This is a genomic window from Anoxybacillus gonensis, from assembly GCF_001187595.1.
Lineage (GTDB): Bacteria > Bacillota > Bacilli > Bacillales > Anoxybacillaceae > Anoxybacillus > Anoxybacillus gonensis.
Genome location: NZ_CP012152.1, coordinates 859,422 through 883,755, shown reverse-complemented (window position 1 = coordinate 883,755; position 24,334 = coordinate 859,422). Strand labels below are relative to the sequence as shown.

Annotated in this window: 20 protein-coding genes; 5 read left to right on the top strand and 15 right to left on the bottom strand. The window is 43.2% G+C overall.

The window, feature by feature from the left end:
* Nucleotides 1-9: 9 nt before the first annotated feature.
* The 8 genes from AFK25_RS04720 to AFK25_RS04685 form a co-directional block, all read right to left on the bottom strand.
* The gene (locus tag AFK25_RS04720) at nt 10-2,898 is read right to left on the bottom strand and encodes an ATP-binding protein (RefSeq protein WP_035064061.1); all 2,889 of its coding nucleotides are present in this window, start codon (nt 2,896-2,898) and stop codon (nt 10-12) included.
* On the bottom strand, nt 2,882-3,256 hold the full coding sequence (locus tag AFK25_RS04715; protein ID WP_035064062.1) for a response regulator transcription factor: 375 nt from the start codon (nt 3,254-3,256) through the stop codon (nt 2,882-2,884). The genes AFK25_RS04720 and AFK25_RS04715 overlap by 17 nt, the downstream gene beginning before the upstream one ends.
* Nucleotides 3,256-6,450, bottom strand: coding sequence for a hypothetical protein (locus tag AFK25_RS04710; RefSeq protein WP_205626205.1), 3,195 nt, complete (start codon nt 6,448-6,450; stop codon nt 3,256-3,258). Before AFK25_RS04710 ends, AFK25_RS04715 begins: the two co-directional genes overlap by 1 nt.
* Complete coding sequence (locus AFK25_RS04705; protein ID WP_035064064.1) at nt 6,447-7,832, bottom strand: glycosyltransferase family 2 protein; 1,386 nt, start codon at nt 7,830-7,832, stop codon at nt 6,447-6,449. Before AFK25_RS04705 ends, AFK25_RS04710 begins: the two co-directional genes overlap by 4 nt.
* Nucleotides 7,825-8,865: a HEAT repeat domain-containing protein gene (locus tag AFK25_RS04700; RefSeq protein ID WP_035064066.1), complete on the bottom strand. Its 1,041-nt coding sequence runs from the start codon at nt 8,863-8,865 to the stop codon at nt 7,825-7,827. The genes AFK25_RS04705 and AFK25_RS04700 overlap by 8 nt, the downstream gene beginning before the upstream one ends.
* A gap of 2 nt (nt 8,866-8,867) precedes the next feature.
* Entirely contained in the window at nt 8,868-10,478 is a 1,611-nt protein-coding gene (locus tag AFK25_RS04695; protein WP_035064068.1) for a diguanylate cyclase, read from the bottom strand.
* A gap of 12 nt (nt 10,479-10,490) precedes the next feature.
* A complete protein-coding gene (locus AFK25_RS04690) occupies nt 10,491-11,396 on the bottom strand; it encodes a chemotaxis protein (protein ID WP_035064071.1) in 906 nt (301 codons plus the stop codon).
* 71 nt (nt 11,397-11,467) lie between these two features.
* Entirely contained in the window at nt 11,468-12,106 is a 639-nt protein-coding gene (locus tag AFK25_RS04685) for a glycoside hydrolase domain-containing protein (RefSeq protein ID WP_035064073.1), read from the bottom strand.
* A gap of 144 nt (nt 12,107-12,250) precedes the next feature.
* Here AFK25_RS04685 and AFK25_RS15225 point away from each other — a divergent pair, with 144 nt between their 5' ends.
* Together AFK25_RS15225 and AFK25_RS15220 are read left to right on the top strand one after the other, a co-directional pair.
* Nucleotides 12,251-12,445 (top strand): TetR/AcrR family transcriptional regulator, encoded by a 195-nt coding sequence (locus AFK25_RS15225; RefSeq protein WP_019418001.1) that lies wholly within the window; start codon nt 12,251-12,253, stop codon nt 12,443-12,445.
* A 62-nt stretch (nt 12,446-12,507) separates the two neighbouring features.
* A complete protein-coding gene (locus tag AFK25_RS15220; protein WP_020424576.1) occupies nt 12,508-12,831 on the top strand; it encodes a hypothetical protein in 324 nt (107 codons plus the stop codon).
* Here AFK25_RS15220 and AFK25_RS04675 read toward each other — a convergent pair.
* Complete coding sequence (locus AFK25_RS04675) at nt 12,828-14,084, bottom strand: ATP-binding protein (RefSeq protein ID WP_035064076.1); 1,257 nt, start codon at nt 14,082-14,084, stop codon at nt 12,828-12,830. The two genes, AFK25_RS15220 and AFK25_RS04675, sit on opposite strands and share 4 nt — an antisense overlap.
* Nucleotides 14,085-14,223: 139 nt before the next feature.
* Between AFK25_RS04675 and AFK25_RS04670 the strand changes: the two genes are divergently transcribed.
* From AFK25_RS04670 to AFK25_RS04660, 3 genes are all read left to right on the top strand, one after another.
* Nucleotides 14,224-14,412: a hypothetical protein gene (locus tag AFK25_RS04670; protein WP_035064079.1), complete on the top strand. Its 189-nt coding sequence runs from the start codon at nt 14,224-14,226 to the stop codon at nt 14,410-14,412.
* 132 nt (nt 14,413-14,544) lie between these two features.
* Nucleotides 14,545-14,781, top strand: a complete 237-nt coding sequence (locus tag AFK25_RS04665; protein ID WP_009362569.1) for an IDEAL domain-containing protein — start codon at nt 14,545-14,547, stop codon at nt 14,779-14,781.
* A gap of 114 nt (nt 14,782-14,895) precedes the next feature.
* Nucleotides 14,896-16,047 (top strand): aminotransferase A, encoded by a 1,152-nt coding sequence (locus AFK25_RS04660; protein ID WP_035064081.1) that lies wholly within the window; start codon nt 14,896-14,898, stop codon nt 16,045-16,047.
* A 10-nt stretch (nt 16,048-16,057) separates the two neighbouring features.
* Here AFK25_RS04660 and AFK25_RS04655 read toward each other — a convergent pair whose 3' ends face one another.
* The 6 genes from AFK25_RS04655 to ptsG form a co-directional block, all read right to left on the bottom strand.
* Nucleotides 16,058-16,924: an NAD(P)-dependent oxidoreductase gene (locus AFK25_RS04655; protein ID WP_035064083.1), complete on the bottom strand. Its 867-nt coding sequence runs from the start codon at nt 16,922-16,924 to the stop codon at nt 16,058-16,060.
* Nucleotides 16,925-16,939: 15 nt separating this feature from the next.
* Nucleotides 16,940-17,707, bottom strand: coding sequence for an SDR family oxidoreductase (locus AFK25_RS04650; RefSeq protein WP_026011745.1), 768 nt, complete (start codon nt 17,705-17,707; stop codon nt 16,940-16,942).
* Nucleotides 17,708-17,900: 193 nt separating this feature from the next.
* On the bottom strand, nt 17,901-19,880 hold the full coding sequence (locus tag AFK25_RS04645; RefSeq protein ID WP_035064086.1) for a methyl-accepting chemotaxis protein: 1,980 nt from the start codon (nt 19,878-19,880) through the stop codon (nt 17,901-17,903).
* Between the two features lie 138 nt (nt 19,881-20,018).
* Nucleotides 20,019-21,734 (bottom strand): phosphoenolpyruvate--protein phosphotransferase, encoded by a 1,716-nt coding sequence (gene ptsP, locus AFK25_RS04640; RefSeq protein ID WP_019418008.1) that lies wholly within the window; start codon nt 21,732-21,734, stop codon nt 20,019-20,021.
* Nucleotides 21,735-22,007, bottom strand: a complete 273-nt coding sequence (locus AFK25_RS04635; protein WP_019418009.1) for a phosphocarrier protein HPr — start codon at nt 22,005-22,007, stop codon at nt 21,735-21,737.
* A gap of 83 nt (nt 22,008-22,090) precedes the next feature.
* Nucleotides 22,091-24,103 carry a glucose-specific PTS transporter subunit IIBC gene (gene ptsG / locus AFK25_RS04630; protein WP_019418010.1) on the bottom strand — a complete coding sequence of 671 codons (2,013 nt, stop codon included), beginning with the start codon at nt 24,101-24,103 and terminating at the stop codon, nt 22,091-22,093.
* Nucleotides 24,104-24,334 lie beyond the last annotated feature (231 nt).

Here is a 24,334-nt window from a genome sequence, read left to right as displayed (position 1 = left end):
GAGGAAACCTTAATTGGCTTCCTCGTTCAGTGGGACAAAAATCTCTCCTTGTCGCTCTTTATTCAACAACATTTGCAAAATCGTTTTCGATAGTTGGCTCGGTTGATACGGTTTTACTAAATAACTATTTGCGCCGAGCGCCATTCCTTTTTCCCGTTCTTCTAACGCCGAAGAAATAATAATTGGAATATGGGCGAGCTCTTCATTTTGCTTTAATGCTTTTAACACATCCCAACCAGATGCGTCATGTTCTTCTAACATAATGTCTAACACGACCGCATCCGGTTTTTCTTTTTGAATGAGCTCAATCGCCTTTTTTCCTTCTTTGACGAGTTTGACGCGAAACCCGCTATCTTTTAATTCCGCTTCTAATAACGCAGCTAAATTTTCATCATCTTCAACAATAATGACGTGCGCACGCGCTTGTTTTTCATCCGTTTCGCGTTCATCATCTCCACCGCGCGCCAACGTGACAAGCGGCAAGGAAACGGTAAACGTACTTCCTTTTTTCAATTCGGATGTGACAGTGACTTCTCCTTCATGCGCTTTGACAATTTCTTTTACAATGGCCAGTCCAAGCCCTGTTCCACCGATGCGGCGACGGTCGGAATTGTCGACGCGATAAAATTTCTTAAATAAGTTCGGGATCGCTTCTTCTGGAATGCCTAGCCCTTCGTCTTGCACATCGACACATAGTCGATTGCCTCGTTCGTATATGCGTACTGTAATATTGCCGCCTTCTGGCGAATATTTGATCGCGTTGCTAATCAAGTTTGTAAACACTTGAGCGAGTTTGTCGCGGTCGCCGAGCACCGTCGTTTTGTCTGTTTCTTTTCGGACATGAAACTGGTGAATCGTCGTATTTACTTTTTGCGTATCAATGACGTTTTCAATAATTGAAACAAGATCTTCGTATTTTTTGTCGTACGTTTGTTTTCCAGACTCCATTCGCTGTACATCTAAAAAGTCATTAATCAGCGCCGTTAACCGCTTCGCTTCTTGGTAAATTGTCGTTAAATATTTTTTCTGTCGTTCTGGCTTTAACTCTTTCGTTAACATCAGTTCCGTAAAGCCGAGTACGCTCGATAACGGCGTGCGCAATTCGTGGCTGACGGTGCTCACAAACTCCGATTTCATTTGGTCGACTTCAAACTCTTTCGTAATGTCGCGATGAACAAATACCGTTCCTTGTCGCTCCCCATTGCGATATAACGGCTTGGCGTACACTTGAATGACTTTTCGTTTTTGCGGTAAATGGTACACAAACGGTTCACGTTCTTCATCGCCGTTAAAAATAATCGACTGTAAATAGTCGCACAATGTTTTCCCTGCATCAGATTGCTCAACTAAGCCGCGCGCCCATTGTTCGTAACTGGCACCTTCAAGTTCAGCAATCGATTGTTTTTGCAGCAGTGCAACCATCTGTTTATTGACGATCTTGCTGTTGCCGTTCTTGTCGACAAAATGAATGCCTTCTTGCACCGTATTTAAAATATGTTGTACCGTTTCGCGCGCTTGTTCTGACTGTTCGTATAGCGCAATTTTTTGCAGTGAAATCGATATTTGTTTCGTTAAACCGACATATTCTTGCATCTCTTCATCAGAAAACGGTCCGCCGAAGCGACTAAATACTAAAATCGCTTCCACTTCATTTTCATTCGAAAGAACAGGCAAAAAGATGTCATGTACAAACATCGTTTCTTCATGATACCCTTTTTCAGAAGCTGAAACTTCCCGTTTTAACATAAACGGCTTTTTTTGCTCAAACAATCGTTGATGTAGACCGTTATAAATATATGTTAAAAACTGTTCCACCCCATGCGCCGACAATCCGAATGCCGCATGCGTTTTTTCGTCGTTCATTAAAACGATCACGCCGCGATCCGCTTCCATAATGCGCGCCATATGAAACACGATGCTTTGCAACACGTCTTGCTTATCCAATGAGCTCGATAGTCCGTGAACAAATTCGTTATGACGCTTTAATTCTTTTTCCCGCGCCTGCATCGTTTCAAGCGCTTGTTCCAGCTCGGCTTGTTGCACCTCTAATTCATCTTGCTGCGCAAGCAATTCTTCGTTGTGCGCCATTAAGCTTTCTTCTTTTTCTTGAATGCTCGCTAACATTTTGTTAAAGGCGTTTGCCAATTTTCCAATTTCATCTTCGCGATTTGTCGCTTCACGGACGTCGTAGATGACTTGCTCATCATTGGCAATTTTTTCAGCGACTTTCGCAAGCTCATTGAGCGGTTTGCCGATTTTTCTCATCATCATGCGCGCGATTGTAATTAAAATCGTCAAAATCGTAAAAATGAATAAAATAAACGCCGTTTGCGCGGTCGTCTGATCATTGCGCAACTGTTGAAATTCTGCATCAAGCTGTTCCGTTAATTTATTTTTGTACGTTTTCATTTGAAATTGAAATTGTTCAATCGATGCGGTTCCGCCGTTTTCTGATAAGCTTAATACTTTTTGCATATTGCCGTTTTCAAACGCTTCAATTGCTTGCGGAACGAGCGTGCCGAAATAATAGCTAGCAAACTGGCGCGCTTTTAAAAGAAATTGCGTATCGTCTTTTGTCGTCGCTGCCAACTCTAATGCATCAAGCGCGGTTTGCGCATTTTCTTGTTCGCGAAAAATGCTTAATTTAAATTCTTTTCGGTTGAACGCTAAATAGCCGCGCGCATCAGAAAACGCTTGGTTAAACGCCCGTTCAATTTCTTGGGCATATTTCATCTTCGTTTCGATTTGTTCTTTTTTCTGTTCAAACGTCGACGTTAACGACGTTTGATATAGAAACAAAGATGCCGCTCCGATGACAAAGACGACTAAAAAACTAGTGACGAGTACGACAAATTGTCTTGCTAAGCTTTGCCGAAAATAGTTACGCATCTTCTCCATGTAAAATCGCCTCGATTCGTTGCACTAATTCAAGAGGGCTATACGGCTTTGCCATAAAATAGTCGGCGCCAGCACCTATTACACGTTGTTGATCCGCCTGTTGACTTTTTGCCGATAGCATCATAATCTTTACATGTTTTTTATCGGGCATTTGACGCACTTGTTGAATGACTTCTAAACCGGTATATATTGGCATCATATAATCAAGTAAAATTAAATCGTAATCGTTTTGTTTAATCATCTCCAACGCTTCTTCTCCATCGCACGCTTCATCGATGTCATGCCCTTCATCTTCTAGCGTATCGACAACGAGCATGCGCAACACTTCTTCATCTTCCGCTAACAAAATTTTCGCCATTATTTCTCCTCTCCTTCTACTTTTTCATATATTTGTTTCACAATCGTGTACGAACGTTTTAACCGTTCGTGATATGTCGGTTGTTCCCAACCGTTCCATGTGTACGTATAAAAATGTTTTGCATCTAAATGTTCAGGATACGAAAATCCTTTTTCATACACGCCAACGCGAATGCCGTCAATCGTTCGGCTGCTTGCTAGCCCGCCTTGCCACATATCTCCCATCGCTTCGTGCATGCTCGGGTCTTTCATATTTAAAAGCGCCCATGGGATGCGAATTTCATACCCGTCTTTTTGTTTGCTGACGCTTACGTCTGTTAAAGAATTGTATGCTTCATCGTTCGGATTTGCTGTACCAAACGTCATGACACCTGTTTCGTAAAAATCGAACGGATACGTTTTTCCTTTAATTTGTAATTTTTTATTGAGCGTCAAACGAATCGGATGATATACACCGTTATTTTTTTTGTTCGCATACGGCAAACGGTCAATCATCTTTAACATGTGTCCGTAATGATAATAAAACGAATCGTAATAACTATCAATCCATAATCGTCCTTCTTTTTCACCGCGCAAATGGAGAACGAAATCGATTCCTTCTGTTCGTACGTTCGGCACATCAAGAATGGTCGCTTGCCCTTGATTCGGTACGGTATTAAACAATATATAGACGTCTTTGTCTTGCTCAACCGTTGTGTCGTAACGAATGTAAACGTACCGTTCATCGCTCGTCATATAGAGCGCGCGCCCGTCTTGTCGAAAGGCAGGAGCAATTTGTTGAAATGCCCAATCTTCTTTTCGTCCGTCGACTTTGATCATCATCGTTTCATTTTCCGCTGGATCAAAGCTAAGTAAACCGAATTGTTGTTCGTTCGTTTGCGCGTTAGACCAAAACGGACGACGGTCAGCATTATCGTAATCCATCGTGTTCCACGTTCGTTTAAACCATTCATCTTGCCATGTGAAAATAAAACCGCCTGCCATTTTTTCATGAACGATGTCTTCAAACAATTTTTTGTTGATCATTCCTTGTTCTTGTTCGGAATGAAACCCTTGGTTCATCCCATATACGTTGCGATGCGTCATTCCGCGCGATGACGGCACGCCAAATTCGGCGACGACAATCGGCATGCGATGCGCTCGTTTCATATCGTTTAAGTAGCCAGCATAGTTGTTTTTCTCGCCGCGATGATCGATGTAATTCGCATATTTCGGCTCATAGTTTAAAAAGTCTGGGTAGTACGGATAAATGTGATACGACGCAAACAAGCCGCTATGCATTTTATTTGTCGGATATATGACGTTCGGGTTTACCGATACGAAATCTTCTTTTTCTAACGGCTCGCTCGGATGTGTTAACAAATCCGTCGTCACCCAGTTTGTGAAACTGACCGGACGTTGCCAGCCGTACGTTTTCGTTTCGTATGCGATCGCTTCATCCATCATGCGCGCAAGCCAAATTTCAAACGGTGACGCATCTTTTGTGTACACATACGTCCCTTTATAATCTAGTAACCCCGCATGTTTCGTATTTGTCGCATGAACGACCGTCGGTTCCCATTCGACCCCAAAAATCCACCCGAGCACATACGGCGAAATATCGTATCGATATATGCCGCTCGCATGCCCTGGACGAGCTGGGATGTTTGCGCGCCCGTGAACGATATCGATCGTTCGTTTCATTTCCGCAACAAATTCATCCGTATTTTCTTTTGCAAACGCGTCGTTTGTGCGCAAAAACGTTTCTTCATTCACCCATACCCCGTGAAATAAATATAAAGGCTGCTCGGCGATTTCGTTATATTCGTAAAACGCCTCATAAAACGCAGGCGGGTGAATCGTGTACACACGAATCGCATTGGCATGCATCGCCCCAATTTGTTTAAACCAACGGAAATATTCTTCTTTCGTAATCGCCGTTTCACCCGGGAAATGACCCGGTTTTGCGATTCCCATATTGACCCCTTTTAACAACATGTTTTTCCATTTTCCGTTTTGATAAATTTGTATATATTGCTCTCCGACGCGTCCCGCGAGTTGAATCCCGTCGTCTGTTTTCGCAATCGTTCGTTCGACCGTACGCTTTTCATCATGATGCATCGATTGAAAAATCGTTTTCATCATTGGAACATACGCTTTCCAATAAAACGATGCGGTGCTATTCGGATCGTGGCGCGTCGTCCATTTACGCCATACGTCGATGCCGACCGTTTGATATATGCTCGGTACATCTCCTTCATCTGCATAATCACCACAAAAGTAATACGCCTCATAGCGCGCATTGCGATGATGAACGATGGCTGGAAACGTCGTCGGCAGGCCGAGCGCTTGTAATTTTTCTTTCCCACTTTCCGATAACGACAGCGTATATGTTGCCAACACTTCCTCGTCATGTATAGGCTTTACGATATCAAACCAATACGAATACGGAATGGAACCTTCTATCGCAAGCTTTTTTTCTCCTTTTTTCGTCGGAGTAAAAAGCACCCCTTTTTTTCCTATTTCTTTTTTATCCAAAATGACGAGCCGATCGTGTTCATCAACAAGCACATAACCCGGACCGGTAAATGCATATCGTTTCTCATATTGTTTTTCGTAATTTTCTCTTACCCAAACAGGCACTTCGTCATCTTCAAGTTTCGGGAAATAGCGGCCAATCCAGCCCGTCCATTCGACGTTTAATAAAGCATAAAATTTATTGCGAACAGACGGATCCGTCGGGCTTGCAAACGAATTAAACTCGGCGATGAGCGTTTTGTTTCCGGCAAACATCGCCTCGTGCAATCGATGAACTTCTTGTTCCGTCAAGCCACCGTACACTTTTTTTGAGCGCTTCCCTTTCTTTTTTTCTATCGTCAAATCATTTTCATATACGCCGTACGTATCGGCGACATAAATGACATCATACGATTGTAACGATGTCGGCCATGGCCGCTCTTTTTTTGTCGTCGGGATAAATCCGACATAATCTTTTTTCACATCGTAGCGCGCCCCGTTTGGTTTCACGTACTTTTGTTGGTTTAATAGCCAAACGAGCCCTTTATGTTCACGATACGTATCATCTGGAACCGTTTTATTGACAATCAACACGTGTAACGTCGTGGCAGGCTTCATTTTCCATAACCAATACGGTGAAGAAATGATCAGAAAAATAAAGACGACATATAAAACGAGCCAACGTTGTTTGTTCATCATTTCGACACACCTTTTCTTTTCATTTCTCCCCATCCTTTTCTTTTTAACAGCGCATCAATGATTCCTTCACAGCGCCATAACACCGTCAACGGACGATACCATAACGTTTCAGTCAATGAATAAAAAAAGAGGCGTACAACATCTGAGACGCCCGAAAATTTCCGCACCGTCCATTCTTCTAATAACACGGCAGCCATGGAAAAAATCGAACCGTACAAAACGGAAACGAGGAATAGTAAAATCGCAAATTCAATATACACATCTCCTAAGATGAGCGAAACGATGATGAGGATGTAGCCAAGCAACTCAACGACAGGGCCTAAAAATTCAATCAGCAAAAAATATGGCATCGACACGAGCCCGATGGAGCCGTAACGCGGGTTAAACCACATCCGCCGATGAAGCCAAAGGCTTTCAAGCAATCCGCGATGCCAGCGCCGCCGCTGTTTACGCAAATCGGTCATCGATTCCGGCGCTTCCGTCCAACAAACCGGATCAGGCACGTACACAATTTTTTTATTTGTGTTCGTTTCTTTAATGAGACGATGAAGTCGGACGACAAGTTCCATATCTTCACCGACTGTATGCGCATATCCGCCGGCACGAATGACCCATTGTTTTGAAAAAACACCGAAAGCCCCTGAAACAATTAATAATAAATTATGACGGCTTAATCCGATACGTCCCATTAAAAAGGCGCGCAAATATTCAATGACTTGCATAATGACGAGCGGTTGACGGGAAAGTCCAATGCGCACCACTTCCCCTTTTTCAATGTCGCAACCGTTAGCGATGCGCACGCTTCCGCCAGAGGCGATCACGTCTTCGTCTGAGTCCACAATCGGCTTCATCACTTTTAAAAAGGCGCGACGTTCAATGACCGAGTCGCCATCAATGGAACAAACGTATGGATATGTTGAAAAATTAATGCCCGCATTTAATGCATCTGCTTTTCCGCCGTTTTCTTTATCGATGACAAATAAATGAGAAAACTTGCGTGAGCGATACACTGCGCGCACACGTTTCGTTTTGAGTTGTTCACGAATGACGCGCTTGATCGGAATAAGATCGAAATCGTTCTTTAGCCGCTCAAGCGTATCGTCGGTTGAGCCGTCGTTAATGACGACAATTTCATACTCTGGATATTCGATGCTAAGTAGTGAACGAACAGTTGCGAAAATGCCGGCTTCTTCATTGTAGGCAGGCACTAAAATCGAAACAGGCTTCGTATAACTCACATCGAGCATTTCTTCATACGGCTCCCATTCGTCTAATTCGTACATACGGCGCAATTGAACAAGCGAAACAACGAGTAAAAACGTATAAAATAAAATGACCGCAATCATAAAGAAAAAGACGAACATCGCTGCAAGTTTAATCATTTTCTCGCCCTCTTTCTAACCATTCAAGCGCCATATCGCGCGCATAACGGTCATCTGATGTTTGGGCGATTTGTTCAAGAATCGCCAAGCCGTTTGGCATGCGCAACAACGCTTCGGCCGCTTGGGAGCGCACGGAGAAAACCCGATCTTTGACGAGCTCTTTAATCGTCTCAACGAGCTCATATTGACGAATGCGCGCACATAGCCGAAGCCCCATGAGCCGCTCTTGCCAAACGGGTGAATGTAAATGAATGCGAAGTTGCGCGGAATCAAGCGGAAAAGCGATTTCCGCTAACGCTTTTAATGCGCGAATGCGATATTCGCTTTGCTCATGCCGAAGCAATGTACGCAAAAATGAAACGTGCGCAAGTTTTTGCATAATACCAATCATATCAATTAACGCATATTGTATTTTTTCATTCCAATCAAAAAAGTGGTCAACCATTTTCGTAAACATATGATCGTCCATGCGCGATAAAATGAGGCGATAGTCAAATTGCGTAAACGATTCATCCGTTTGTTTCATATATTCATATACGTGTGGATGTTGAAAAAGCGCAAACATTTTTAACAGTTGGCGCTTTTCCATCGTCGTTAACTGTTTTTGTTCGTACATCGCTTCTAACTCATGGATGAGCGAGCAAAGGTAAAAATCTTCAATAAAAAAGAGGGCGTTCATTCTTCTTCCGAGCCGACGATGAGCAAGTTGTGCTCGTAAATAATCGACAAAATACATCTCGGCTAACGTTGTCGCCCTCTCCTTTATCCCCCCATTGGCAAGTACGCGCATAAAATGATCGAGTAGCTCCATCATTGCGACATGTTGTGCAGACGATGACGGAGCAGGGACTTGTTCGTCACCGTAAGCTAAATAGCGAAATAACACCGGTTCATATAACTGTTTATACGTTTCCACTTCTCGTTTCCATTTGCCATCTTTTCTTTTTCGGACAACTAAATAAAGAAAAATCGCAAATAAAACGGTGAATAAAGCGATTAAGATGACAGTAAAAAAAACGAGTTCATTGAGCACGACTAATTCATCCTTTTTAACATATGGCGTATTCTTGCTTCAAGCTCAAGCAACTTAAACGGCTTTGTCATATAATCATCTGCACCGAACTCAAGGGCGCGGGCAATATCGTTTTCACTTTTTCTTGCCGTTAACATAATCACTTTATACCGCGAGGAGTCTTTTCGGTTTCGTAGTTGTTGCAATACTTCAAGTCCATCCATTTTCGGCATCACCCCATCTAAAATGACGAGGCACGGTTCTTTTCCATCATGCCAATCGGACGCCATAAACTGTTCGCCATCTTTAAACGCACGCAAATCGAGCGTCACTTTTTCTTTCGTAAACATTTTTTGGACGACGTCTGTCACAATCGCGCGCACAATGGCATCATCATCGACAATCGCGACTTTCACCGTACGGCGATGTGATGCTTTTTGTTGTTTCGCAAGCACGACGCAGTTTCTTCCTGTATTTTTCGCTTCATATAGTGCAGAGTCGGCCAATTCAATCCAATGGCCGATCGGCTTTATTGGATCGTTCACTTCAACAATGCCCGTTGAAAATGTACACGAAAACGCCATATCGCCACTTTGAAACGTCATCCGTTCAAACTGTTCGCGCAGGCGATCAAACACAAGAAACGCCTCTGTCGCTTCTGTTGCCGGCAATAATACGACAAATTCTTCTCCACCAAAACGAATGACAATATCATGCGCGCGGACGTTCGCTTTTAAAAATTGCGCAAATTGTTTTAAAACGACATCGCCAATTAAATGTCCATATTGGTCATTGACTCGTTTAAAATGGTCAATGTCAAGCACAGCTAAACAAAACGGTTCGTGCGTGCGATGCCAATCGCTTTTTAATTGTTCATATGCTTGCTTTATATATTTTCGATTGTAGACGTGCGTCAGTTCATCTAAAAGAAGCAGTTCGTCAATTAATTGCTTTCTTTGAAGTTGACGGCGAATGCGCACGATAAATTCGTCGATCGCAAACGGTTTTGAAATAAAATCGTCAGCGCCCATTTCATAGCTTTTTATGCGCGTTTCTTTTCGATCATCAATGCTCACCATAATCATCGGGATAAATTGTTGTTTTAATTTTTGTTTTAAAAACGTTAATACTTCAAACCCTGTTTTCTTCCCCATATGAATATCGATGACGACACAATCCGGCCGAACGTCGTAAAACGAAGCGACCGCTTTAAGCGGATCGGCAATGGCTACAACGTACCAGCCGTTTTGTTCGAGTTGTTCTTTCACATACATTAAAAACGACGGGTCGTCATCAATGATTAAAACGGTCGGTTCGTCTCCTTTTTTCGTTCCTTTTTCCCCTTGTGTGACGTCTCCAATTTGTTGTTCATAACAAAGTTGAAAAAGCGGGGTTAGCCGCTCTTTCACATCCGTCGCTTTCCATTTTTTATGTTCATCTTCCCGCCATTGTTCCATTAACTGGCGCGCATAATTTCCGATATCCGTCATTCCGATCATCGCGGCCGTGCCAGCGATGGAATGAAGCAGGCCGTATACATCTTGATGGGAAATTTCATCTACCGTTTCCCATTCTTCTAGCCGTTTGCGAATGTTTTTTAAAAAATGTTGGCGATATTTTTCATAACGGTCCATAGCCATCCCCTACTACAAAATATATTGATCAATCATTTGCACAAGTTCGGCAATTTCCGGTTTGCTTACTTGTGCTGTCGCTCCAACGCGCTCCCCTTTATGACGAAGATCGTCGGTAATGAGCGAGGAGAAAATGATGACTGGTAAATGCTTCAATTTCCCATCTTCACGAATACGCTTCGTTAAATGATGGCCGTCCATTTGTGGCATTTCAATGTCGGTAATGACTAATTGCACTTCGCTTTCCACCGGCTTTCCTTTTTGAACGATCGATTGTAAATAGTTTAAAGCATCTTCGCCGTTTTCAAAAAACTCGACATATACATACCCTGCTTCCGCGAGCGTGTCGTGAAGAAGCTTACGTAACAACGGTGAATCTTCTGCAACGATTAGCTTTTTATTCGACCGCTCACGTTTGCCAAGCTTTTGTACACGTTCAACATGAATGCCCGATTGTGGGTTAATATCGACGACAATTTTTTCAAAGTCAAGCAACAAAATCATATGTCCGTTTAATTTCACAACGCCGATAATTTGACTTTCCAATCCTTGATACATTTGCGACGGTTTTTCGATTTGTTTCCACGATATGCGATGAATTTGTGTGACGTTATGGACGTGAAACACCACTTTTTGTTGATTAAACTCCGCGACAATATATTTATCTTGCGCTGGATTGTTTGACGTTCCGAAGCCGAGCGCTTTCGCTAAATCAATAAGCGGAAGCACTTCACCGCGCAATTCAATAATGCCCTCAATGTATGGATGGGCATGCGGCACTTTTGTCGGTGCGATCGGATGAATAATTTCTTTTACTTTAATGACGTTAATCGCAAATCGGTTCTCACCAATTAAAAATTCCACAATTTCCAGTTCATTTGTTCCACTTTCTAATAAAATTCCATTTTTATTTTCCATATAAACAGCCCCCATTACGACATCATTTACCGTTATTTTATCATACTTCTTATCGCGGACGAAAAATATTTTTAATATAAATAGTCGCTTATTTTTCGGTTTGCCACGTTCGTATCAATCGCGCAACGGTCGGCATCGCGTCCATATTGCCACATCCAAACGCTCGCGCGGCAATTCGGCACGTTCGGGCGGTACGTCGGTGCTTTGGCCGCTGGCGTCGCCCCCGGACGCGGGTATGAGCTCCATATGATCGTTTGTTGAGCGATGCGTTCATCGTTTTTTACCGCTTCACAATAAGCTGCACCAAACGCTCCTTTCGTCGGATTGGCGTATATGCCCGGACGATATCCGCTCGGATAAAACGTATCGACCCATGCTTGAATCCATGCGGCATCTACTTGAAATTCATCTTCAATATTGGCAAAAATGACTTTATTTTTCGGAATGCCTAATCTGCGCGCATGAAAAATCGCATTTCGCGCTGCCGTTCTTCCTTTTTCGTATTGTGTCGCCTCACGAAACGCATTGTAAATCGGTGCAATTTTTATGCCGCGCCCTCGAATAAATGCAATTTCTTCTTTCGTCAAACCATCCGATACATTCGGCACCGTCGTCACATATCTTCCCCAAAATTGCGGAAAACCGTATTGTGTTCTGACACACGTAAGCAACGTTTCCGTCACTTTTGCAGCTGAATCGACGCCCCACATGTCTATTCCCTCCTTTTCACGTTTCTTTCCATATATATGCGAATCATACATGTCTAAACAAAATTTTCATCTTGTAAAATATCACTCTATCCCTAGGTAAAAATCACTATAATAAAAGTAGAAGATGCTGACGGGGGATTCATAATGAAAAAAGAGCGACAAAAAAAGCAAACGAGAATATTACTCCAACAAACCGCCCTTCAATTATTTCAAAAACAAGGGTATGAGCAAACGACCGTTTTGCAAATTACGAATGAAGCTGGCGTGGCGAAAAGGACATTTTTTAATTATTTTCGCACGAAAGAAGAAGTGTTACAAAGCGTATTCTCCCCCATGTAGAACGCCTATGCAAAAGATTGCAAGAAAGCGAGGAACGAACGTGGCATAAGGAAATCGAGCAGTTGTTTTATGAATTAACAACGATGCACGAAAAGCTCGGGAAAGAAGTGACGAAATCCATGGTACATATTTATACCGCAAAACAATATGACACGCTGCCGTTCACTCCTTTTATTCATATGTTGACGAATATATTTGAGGAAGGGAAACGATGCGGGGACATTCGAACGAAACGATCTTCCGAAACGCTTTCGTTAATCGCTCTTCAACTATATTTCGGGGCATTAAAACTATGGATGTTTTCCCACTTATCTGAACCGTTGTCGACTTTTATGATCGATACGATCGCGATGTTTATCGACTATATGAAAAAAGAAGGGGACTAATCCCCTTCATATAGCGGTAATGTAATCGTGACCGTCGTCCCTTCATTCAGTCGGCTTTCGTACGCAATCGTTCCTCCCATTTGGCGAATCAGTCGAGACGTAATCATGCTGCCAAGCCCTGTTCCTTTCGATTTTGTCGTATAGTACGGCAAGCCGATTTTTTTCAACTGCTCCTTTGTCATCCCTTTTCCTGTATCGCGAATCGTAATGATGACTATCTTTTCTTTTTCATCAACCGTTTTATGAATCGTCACAATCCCGCCATATTCAATTGCTTCAATTCCGTTTTTCATGACGTTTAATAGCGCTTGTTTTAAATAATGAGCGTCGCCATATACATCGCTTTTTCCTTCTGTATAAAGATGGAGCGATACGTTTGTCATCGTACCGAGCGGACTTAATAAATGGACAGATGTATGTAAAATGTCATCGATGTTCACTTTTTGTAGTTGAAACGGCGCTGGTTTGGCGAGCGCTAAATATTCTGTAATAATTTCATTCGTTCGGTCTAATTCTTCTAAAATGATTGGAGCGAACTTTTTTACGTTTTCATCGGTCGTATCTTTGCTTAAAAATTGGACGAATCCACGCACCGTCGTGAGCGGATTGCGAACTTCATGGGCGAATGAAGCGGCCATTTCGCTTACTGTCGCTAATTTATCGACGTAAATCATATCGTCAAACTGTTCGTTAAATTGAATGAGACGTTCGATGACGGAAACGAGCGCGACAAACATCGCGATAAAAAAAGCGAAGTAAACGACATAAAATCGCCAAGAAAGCGGCGGAACGGCATACATAATCGTTGCGATATATAAAATGAGATAAATAAAAACGATCATAAGCCCATATAATATTTTTCTTTTGACGTTAAAAAAAGACGAGCGAAACAACATGCCGACAACGTATGCGAATACGGAAACGGTCACTCCCGCATAAGCAAACGGGCCGCCGATCATAAACCGTCCGATCACAACGGTAAGCGTACATAACAGCCCAGCCGTTTTTCCGATATACAATGTCGTCACTAAAATGACGATCATACGAAAGTCAAAGTTCGTTTTCGCTAACGGTTGGATCGGATACATCATACATAAAACGGCAGTAAACGATGCCACAACGCCGTACATCATTTTTTGTTTCCAAGTGAGCATCATTTTTCGGCGAAATGGAAAAAATAAATTTGCATTAAAAACGAGTGAAAATAAAATGGTAATATTGACAACGAGCGGTTTAATAACAGCGCTAAACATGTGATGCCTCCTGATCATTGTTCCTTTTGTATTGTAGCACACTCGCTAACGGACATAAATGCGTTCGTATTTTCAGAAAAAACAAAAACATTGACATCTTTATGAACATCATAGACGTGGACAAGCGAAGGGCGTTACAATGTTTGTGAAGAAAAACACGAAAAGAGAAGGTGTCAAAATGAAAGGGTTAGCCATTCTTTTTGAAGAAAATCATACGGTTACGATTTTAGAAGATGTAGAAAAAGAACAACTGGAAGAAGTCGTGGACGAAGAAACAGAAGCGGTTCTTTGGCATGATGAAGAAATCGACTGGGATTACGGTTATTAATATATAAAGCTGACATTCGTCAGCTTTTATTTTTTTGTTTTCATTTTTCAAAATTTTATTTACAATTTACAAAAAACTCTTTATAATGTAGAAAAGGAGAAGAATATTCTTCTCTCTAAGGGGGAATGAAACATGTTTGAAAAGTACAATGATATGGCACTCGTATCTCAACCGTATGATCTCACAGATTACAAACAAGCAGCACAATTTGTGATCGAACAGGCGTTGTTTCGCTACGAAAGAGATCGGCTCATGCGCGATATTGACAAGGCGCTTGAGCAACGGGATGAAGCGTTGTTTCTAACCCTCGCACAACAATACAACGAGCTTCTAGAACGCTATCGTCATTTGGAGGATGTGCGCGCATGATCGACTGTGAAACGACAGAACAGCACATAAGGTGAACGTTTGACGCAAAAACACATTGCGAAACGTTCACCTTTTATTGTTTAATAAAAAGAAAATGAAGAAAGGTGAAAAACGATGATGCTTCCGATCAATGAACGTGTGCAGCATATTCAGTTATCTGGCATTCGTCAATTTTTTAATCTCGTCGCACAAGAAAAAGATATCATTTCGTTAACGATTGGGCAGCCTGATTTTCCGACGCCGGAACATATTAAAGAAGCAACAAAGCGAGCGCTTGATGAGCAATTTACTTCTTATACGCATAATGCTGGATACTTGCCTTTACGTGAAGCGGCTTGCCGTTTTGTTGAAACAAAATATGGGCTGCGCTATACAACCGATGAAGTGATCGTCACCGTCGGAGCAAGCCAAGCACTCGATATTACGTTTCGCACGATTTTAACAGAAGGCTCAGAAGTCATTCTCCCCGCCCCCATTTATCCAGGGTATGAGCCGATTATTCGTTTATGTGGAGCCACACCTGTATATGTCGATACGCGCCAGACAAATTTTAAGCTGTTAGCTGAACAAATCGAGCCGTTTATGACTGAGCGAACGCGCTGTATCGTGCTTCCGTATCCGTCCAATCCAACAGGAATGACGTTAACGAGCGACGAATTGCAACAAATCGCTCAACTTGTGAAAGACAAACCGATTTGGGTCATTTCAGATGAAATTTATAGTGAACTTGTGTTTACAGGGACGCATGAATCGATTGCGAAATGGCTTCCTGACCAAACGATCGTCATTAACGGCGTCAGCAAATCGCATGCGATGACCGGATTTCGCATCGGTCTTTTATTTGCGCGACAATGGGTCATTGAACATATATTAAAAGTGCATCAATATAACGTTTCATGCGCGACGTCCATTTCGCAAAAAGCAGCGCTTGAAGCGTTAACGGTCGGAATAAACGATGCCGAGGAGATGAAACAACAATACAAAAAACGAATGGTCTATGTGTATGAACGGCTTCAATCGATCGGTTTTGACGTACAAAAGCCGAACGGAGCGTTTTACATTTTTCCATCGATCGCACCGTTTCATCACTCCTCATTTGAGTTCGCCCTCAAGCTTGCGAAAGAAGCGAAAGTAGCGGTCGTGCCGGGAAGTGCGTTTTCTACATACGGCGAAGGATATATTCGCTTGTCATACGCTTGTTCAATGGATGCGTTACAAAAAGGTCTTGATCGCATCGAGTCATATATAAAAAAAGGTGCTCGCTAAAAGCACCTTTTTACCATTCTTTATACCATTTATATAAGGCTTGCGTCCCGCTTTGTTCTTCTCCCCGTTCAGCAAGCGATTCATACAACTGTTTCGCAAGCTTTAGCCCCGGAAGCGACAAGCCGAGCGTTTCCGCTTCTGCAAGCGCAATGCCCATGTCTTTAATAAAATGTTTCACATAAAAACCGGGAGCAAAATCGCCCGCAAGCATTCTTGGCGCCAAGTTGGAAAGCGACCAGCTCGATGCGGCTCCTTGTGAAATGCTTCGCAACACCCGTTCGGGATCTAATCCCGCTTTTTCCGCATAAACGAGCGCTTCGCATACGCCGATCATATTTGTCGCAATCGCAATTTGATTGCACATTTTCGTATGTTGCCCTGCTCCTGCTTCTCCTTGCCAAACGATATTTTTTCCTAAATGGGAAAGAAGCGGCATGCATGCGGAAAACGCTTCTTTATCGCCGCCAACCATAATCGACAACGTGCCGTCGCGCGCGCCAATATCGCCTCCTGATACAGGTGCATCAAGAGCAAATATCCCTTTTTCTTTCGCCGCTTCGTGAATGCGTACCGCAAGCGATGGCTTAGACGTCGTAAAGTCAATGACATACGTCCCGCGTTTTGCATGTGCAAGAATGCCGTCATCGCCAAAGTACACGTGCTCGACATCTTGCGGCTCACCGACCATCGTCATGACGACGTCTGCCGCTTTAGCGACATCTTTCACCGTCTCTTTCCATACCGCTCCTTCTGCTAATATGTCTTCTGCTTTTTGTTTTGTCCGCGTATATACGACGAGCGAATAACCTGCCCGAAGCAAATGTCGCGCCATGCTTTTTCCCATGACACCAAGTCCAATAAAACCAATCGTTTGCATATGTTTCACCCCATTTTAAATCGCTTTCACCATGCCGCCATCGACTAAAAGCGACTGTCCTGTCATATACGTATTGTCATCGGACAATAAAAAGGCGACGACGTTCGCAAATTCTTCTGGCGTGCCGTAACGTCCGAGCGGAATCGTTGCTTTCATGCGCGCTTCTAGTTCTTCTTTGCGAATGCCGAGCTTTTTCGCATTTTGTTCGTCTAAATAGGCGACACGCTCTGTCGCAATGCGTCCCGGTGCAACGGTATTAATTAAAATGCCATACGGGGCAAGCTCTTGCGCGAGCGTTTTCGTCAAGCCGACGATGCCGAGGCGAAACGTATTGGAAAGAAGCAGTCCCGGAATCGGCTCTTTAATGGACGATGATGCGATATTTACAATTTTCCCCTTCGTCTTTTTCAAATGCGGTAACGCCGCGCGAATCAGACGCACGTAGCTTAGCACATTTAACTCAAACGCCCGTTGCCAATCATCGTCTGTCAACGTCGCAAACGTCCCTGTCGGCGGCCCTCCAGAATTATTGACTAACAAATGAATGTCGCCGAACGTTTCCACCGTTTTTTCTACTAACTGCTCGATCATCGCACGATTCGTCACGTCTGTCACCGTATATGCCGCCTTCCCTTTTCCGAGCGCATTTAACTGTTCAGCGACTTCGTGCAATTTTCGCTCATCGCGGCTCGCAAGCATAACATGGACGCCTTGGGAAACGAGTTTTGTCGCAATCGCTTTACCGAGCCCTTGGCTCGACGCAGCAACAATCGCTGTTTTCATTTCATCCGCCTCCTCTCCTGCTATACTATTCGCTAACGACGACGCGATTCCTTCCTTCGTGCTTTGTTTCATCCGCTCGCTTCACCATTTGTTCTCTAGTCATCTCTTGTTCATATTCATACATGCCAAAGCTGCATATAAAAAGGGAGAAATTATTATTAACATGTAAAAAAGCTAGGCATCATACCTAGCTTTATACGCGGAAACGGTGAATGAGTTGTTGCAATGAGCGGCTCATATCGTTTAACCGTTCTGCCGCTTCTGTCACCGTGCTTAACGCTTTTAATTGTTCTTCTGAGGAAGCGGATACTTCTTCAGCCGATGCAGCCGATTGTTCTGAAATGGCCGCTAAGTTTTGAAGCGCAGCGACAATTTGTTCTTTATTTTCGTTGACGTCATGAATTTGCGTAAAAATATGCTCAATTGCTGACGTTAATTGTTCCATCATCGTTGCGATATGCATAAACGATTCGGCTGTTTCCGTTACAGCTTGTTGTTGTTGATCGTTCATTTGTTTCGTATGATCAACCGCTTCGGTCGCCATTGTAGCTTGTTGTTGAATGGACGTAATCGTTTGGCGAATTTGTTCTGTCGCTTGCGCGGATTGTTCTGCGAGTTTACGCACTTCTTCCGCAACGACCGCAAACCCTTTTCCGTGTTCCCCTGCTCTTGCTGCTTCGATCGAAGCATTTAATGCTAACAAATTCGTTTGTGCGGAAATGTCGGTAATCGTTTGAATAATCGCGCCAATTTGTTTCATTTTCGCACCTAAATCCGTAATGACCGTTTCTACTGAACGCAATTCATTTTGCGACTCCGTCGATTTCGTTTGAAGTACGGTTAGTTTTTCAATGCCCATATAGCTTGCTTCTTTCGTTTCATCCGAAAGTTGTTTCACACGTTCAGCCGATTGCGTCACCGCACCCATTTTTTCAGATAAGTCGTTCATGCGGTCGTTCATCGCATCTAAATTGCTCGCTTGTTCTGATACTCCTTTTGCGATATCGGTGACCGCCGTTGTCACTTGTTCGCTCGTTGCCATCGTTTCTTCGGAGACGGCGCTTAAATGGTCTGCCGCACTACCAAGTTCTGCAACGGAACGATCGACTTCGCCAATTAATGAGCGCATATGCGCCACCATGTCGTTAAAGTGGCTTGTCAGCTGAGCAATTTCATCGTTCCCTTTCGGCTCGACATGCACCGTTAAATCGCCTGTCGCCACTTGTTGCACGCGCTCATTAAGCTGAATAATTGGTCTCACGATCGAACGCGATACGGCATAAATAAGAAGCGAGGCGAGAATCGTTGCGATGACAACAACTGTCCATGACGTTTTCCCAATAGTCGTTAACGTCGCTAATAAATCTTTTTCCTTATATACCGCACCGACTTTCCAATTTAACTTCGGAATCGTATGGAAATATAACAATCGTTTTTCGCCGTCTTGTTCATATTCGTAAGTACCATTTTCTTTCGCAAACATCGTTTTGACGACCGGATGGTCAGACATATCTTTTCCTTTGTACTGTGGATGAACGATCGCAAATTTATTTTGATCGAACAATACCGGATATCCGTTGTAGCCAACTTTAAACTGCTCAACTGTTTCTGCGAGCGTATTTAACGATACGTCTAAGCCGATAACTCCAATGACTTGCCCGTTTTCGACAATCGCTTTAGCGATCGTGACGATATAATCGTTTGTCACCGCATCGACGTACGACTCTGTCCAAATGACTTTTTCTGGTGAAGCGACAGCCGCTTTATACCATGGACGCGTCGTCGGATCAAAATCTGGCGGCAGCTCGACAGATGGTGTCGTGTACATGTTGCCGTTTGCCGTACCGATATAGGCGAGCTGCACTTTTTGATGAATGTTTAAAAATGTCGAAAATTGCTGATTAATATCATTCCATAACGTAGCGTCTTCCGTTTTTGTAAACGCTTGAAACGATTTCGTTTCACTAAATTGCTTTAGTGCATCTTCTTGGCTATCAAAGCTATGTTCGATATCGTCAACAAGCTCTGTCACAAGAGACTCGGCCCGCACTTTTGCATCATCTTTCATGACAGACGCCATTTGCACGTAGTTGACCGTTTGCGAGGCAACGAGTGCAATGACTAATAATAAGACCATTAAACCAGTTAGTTTCATCGTTAATGAACGAAACAAAGTAGTCCCCCCTAGCTATGTCGAATGTTGTCGGAAAATTAATGAAGTTGTAGTTTTATTATAAAAGGTTCACGCCACGCTGTCTATAACCGTTTTGTACTGATTTTTTCATAAAAAAAGAACCGAAGCAATCGGTTCTTATAAGTGAAACGTTTCTTTCACGAAACGAACGACTTCTTCTGCTGTCGCAAGCGATAAAATATGATTTTTCACTTGTTCAGCTTCTTGTTTAGACAGTTTCTTTAATTGTGAGCGAACGCGTAAAATGGATGTCGCACTCATGCTAAATTCATCTAAACCAAACGCTAGTAAAATTGGCACAGCAAGTTGCTCTCCTGCCATTTCCCCACACATGCCAACCCATTTTCCTTCTTTATGCGCCGCTTCAATGACGTTATAAATGAGGCGCAAAATCGCTGGGTTGTATGGTTGGTATAAATATGAGACGCGCTCGTTCATTCGGTCGGACGCCATCGTATATTGAATTAAGTCGTTTGTACCGATGCTGAAGAAATCGACTTCTTTTGCGAATTGATCTGCCAATACAGCAGCAGCTGGGATTTCGACCATCATGCCGACTTCAATCTCATCAGACACCGGAACCCCTTCCGCAACGAGCTTTTCTTTTTCTTCTAAAAGAATTGCTTTCGCTTGACGGAATTCGTCTAACGTCGCAATCATCGGGAACATCACTTTTAAGTTGCCGTATACGCTTGCGCGCAACAACGCGCGAAGTTGCGTACGGAACATTTGTTGCATATCTAAGCAAAGACGGATAGCACGGAAACCTAAAAACGGGTTCATTTCTTTTGGAAGGTCTAAGTATGGTAATTCTTTGTCGCCGCCAATATCGAGCGTACGAACGACAACGGGTTTCCCTTCCATTTTTTCCAATACTGTTTTATATGCTTCAAACTGTTCTTCTTCTGTCGGCAACTCGTTACGTCCCATGTATAAAAATTCTGTACGATATAGTCCGATGCCTTCTGCTCCGTTCGCAAGCACACCTTCGACGTCGTTTGGCGTGCCGATGTTCGCCGCAAGCTCGACATGGTGACCGTCTTTCGTCATCGTTTGCTCGTGAACGAGCTTCGCCCATTCTGCTTTTTGCGCAGCAAATGCGGCACGTTTTTGTTCGTATTGGGCAATGATTTCTTCTGTCGGATTGACGATCACTTCACCGTCAAGTCCGTCAATAATGACGATGTCGCCGTTTTGAATCGTCGCTGTCGCTTCTTTCGTGCCGACGACGGCTGGAATTTCCATTGAGCGTGCCATAATCGCCGAGTGAGATGTACGACCGCCGATGTCAGTTGTAAAACCTTTCACATATTTTCGGTTTAATTGTGCCGTATCGGACGGTGTTAAGTCTTCAGCGATAATGACGACTTCTTCTGTAATCATGCTTGGATTTGAAATCGTGACTCCTAACAAATGAGCAAGCACGCGTTTCGTTACATCGCGAATGTCTGCGGCACGCTCTTTCATATATTCGTTATCCATCGCTTCAAACATCGCAATAAACATCGATGCGACGTCATGAAGAGCAAATTCTGCATTGACGCGTTCTTGTTCAATTTTTTGTTCAACAGCTTGGACGAGTTCTGGGTCGCTTAGTACGAGTAAGTGGGCGGAGAAAATAGCCGCTTTATCTTCGCCAAGCTCTTTTAATGCGTGCGCTTGAATCACTTTTAGTTCTTCTTTTGCTTTGGCGAGCGCTTGTTGCAAGCGGCTCACTTGTTCAGCTGGGTTTTCAATCGTTTGTTTTTCAACCGTTAAATCGGGATGTTCTAAACGGTACGCTTTCGCAATGGCAATGCCATTCGATGCAGCAATCCCTTGCAATCGTTTCATTTATTGAGCTAATCCTTCTTTTGCTAACGTTTCTGTTAATGCATTCATCGCTTCTGCTGCATCGCTACCTTCAGCTGAAATCGTAATTTGCGCACCTTGTGGAATACCTAATGACATGACACCCATAATGGATTTTAAGTTTACTTTTTTGCCGTTGTACTCTAATTGAATGTCGCTATCGAATTTGCTTGCTGTTTGAACTAACATTGTTGCTGGACGGGCATGAATACCAGATTCTGCTGTTACTTGAAACGTTTTTTGCATATTGCTCATCTCCTCACTTTATATTTTGAAAACATAGAGGGCGAAAACCCTCTATGTTTTTTTACCGAAAAATGACGCATTTTGCAAGTAAATTATTTTTGAACGACGACAACGTCTTCGCCTTTTGTTACTGTTCCTTGTTTCGCGATGTGCACCGTTTCTCCTGCTTGTAAGTTCGTGAAAATAATTGGCGTAACAACAGAAGGGGCGTGTTGTTTCACGTATGCAAGGTCAACTTTTAAAATTGGTTGTCCTTTTTTCACTTCTGCTCCTTCTGATACGAGCGCTTCAAATCCTTGACCGTTTAATTTCACTGTATCAATACCGAAGTGGATGAGCACTTCACGACCTGTTTTTGATTGAATGCCGATCGCATGTTTTGTCGGGAACACGTTCACAATCGTTCCATCTACTGGCGATACGACTGTTCCATCTGTCGGCTCAACCGCAAAACCGTCACCCATCATTTTTGTTGAAAACACTTGATCTGGTACTTCAGAAAGTGGAACGACTTTTCCTGTTAACGGTGATGCGACTTGTTCTGTTTCTCCTGTTGCTTGCACCGCTGGTTTTGCTTTTTCTACTGCTTTTGTCGGCACGCGGCCTTCCATAATATCTTTAATTTGTGTTTTTAAAATGTCTGATTTCGGTCCGAAAATCGCTTGAATGTTGTTGCCGACTTCTAATACGCCGGCTGCACCGAGCGCTTTTAAACGATCTTTATCGACATGTTGAATGTCGTTGACAGATACACGTAAACGCGTAATGCACGCATCTAAATGTGCGATATTTTCTTTTCCGCCAAGCGCCGCTAAAATTTCGTGCGGAAGTTCGCCTGCATCTGCTGAAGCAGTTGTTTCTGTCGTTTCTTTTTCACGACCTGGTGTTGCTAAATCCCATTTACGAATCGCAAAACGGAATCCGAAGTAGTAAATGACCGCAAACACAAGACCGACCGGAATGACGAGCCACCATGCTGTACGGCCCGGCAACACACCGAATAGTAAGTAGTCAATGACACCACCAGAGAACGTCATACCGATTTTTACGTTTAAGATGTGCATAAGCATGAATGATAAACCAGCGAAAATGGTATGAATCGCAAACAATGCTGGTGCAACGAACAAGAATGAGAATTCAATTGGTTCTGTAATCCCTGTTAAAAACGATGTTAACGCGGCAGATGCCATAATCCCTGCAACGACTTTTTTGTTTTCTGGACGCGCTTCATGATAAATCGCAAGCGCTGCTGCTGGTAAACCGAACATCATGAACGGGAATTTTCCTGTCATAAACGTACCCGCCGTTAGCTCGGCACCGTCTTTAATTTGTTCGAAGAAAATGCGTTGGTCACCGCGTACGATTTCGCCTGCTTTGTTCACGTATTGACCGAACTCAAACCAGAACGGTGAGTAGAAAATGTGGTGTAAACCGAACGGAATTAATGCACGCTCGATGACACCGAAAATAAATGCAGCTAACGTACGGTTCGCATCAATCATATTGTGCGAAAATGCGTTTAAGCCGTGTTGAACAGGCGGCCATAACCACGTCATCACAATACCGAGAATTAACGCAGATGCAGCTGTCACAATCGGAACGAAACGCTTCCCTGCAAAGAAACCTAAATAAGATGGCAACTCAATGTTAAAGTATTTGTTGTACATGTACGCGGCTAAAATACCGACGATAATCCCGCCGAATACCCCTGTTTGCAACGTCGGAATACCTAACACGTTCGCAAACGATGGATCTGTGCCGATTTGATCGGACGTTACACCTAAAATGACGCTCATTGTTACATTCATGACTAAGTAACCGATAATGGCTGCTAAACCAGCAACTCCTTCACCGCCAGCTAATCCGACGGCAACCCCAACCGCGAATAAAAGCGGCAAGTTCGCAAATACAATTCCACCGGATTGCTCCATCACTTTTGCAACCATTTCAACCCAGCCTGTTTCTAACGCCGGAATTTTTTCAATTAATGCTGGGTTTTGCAATGCGTTACCAAACGCAAGCAAAATACCTGCTGCCGGTAAAATCGCAACGGGAAGCATAAGCGCTTTACCGACTTTTTGTAACGTACCAAACGCTTTTTTCATATAAAACCCTCCTTCATCATGTTAACGTTTGCAACAAACGGCGTTTTCATGTATAAAAAGTAGATGAAGTGAAACGTTAGACGTCTAACGAATGTAAGCACTTGCAAACAAAGGTAAACAAAAAGGCATAAGCAAAGAATGACAGAAAAAAGGGTATTATGTAACGAACGTTTCGTTACACCACTTTTTTTGCCTTCTTTACTCATGCCTGATCGAATCAGTAACACGTAA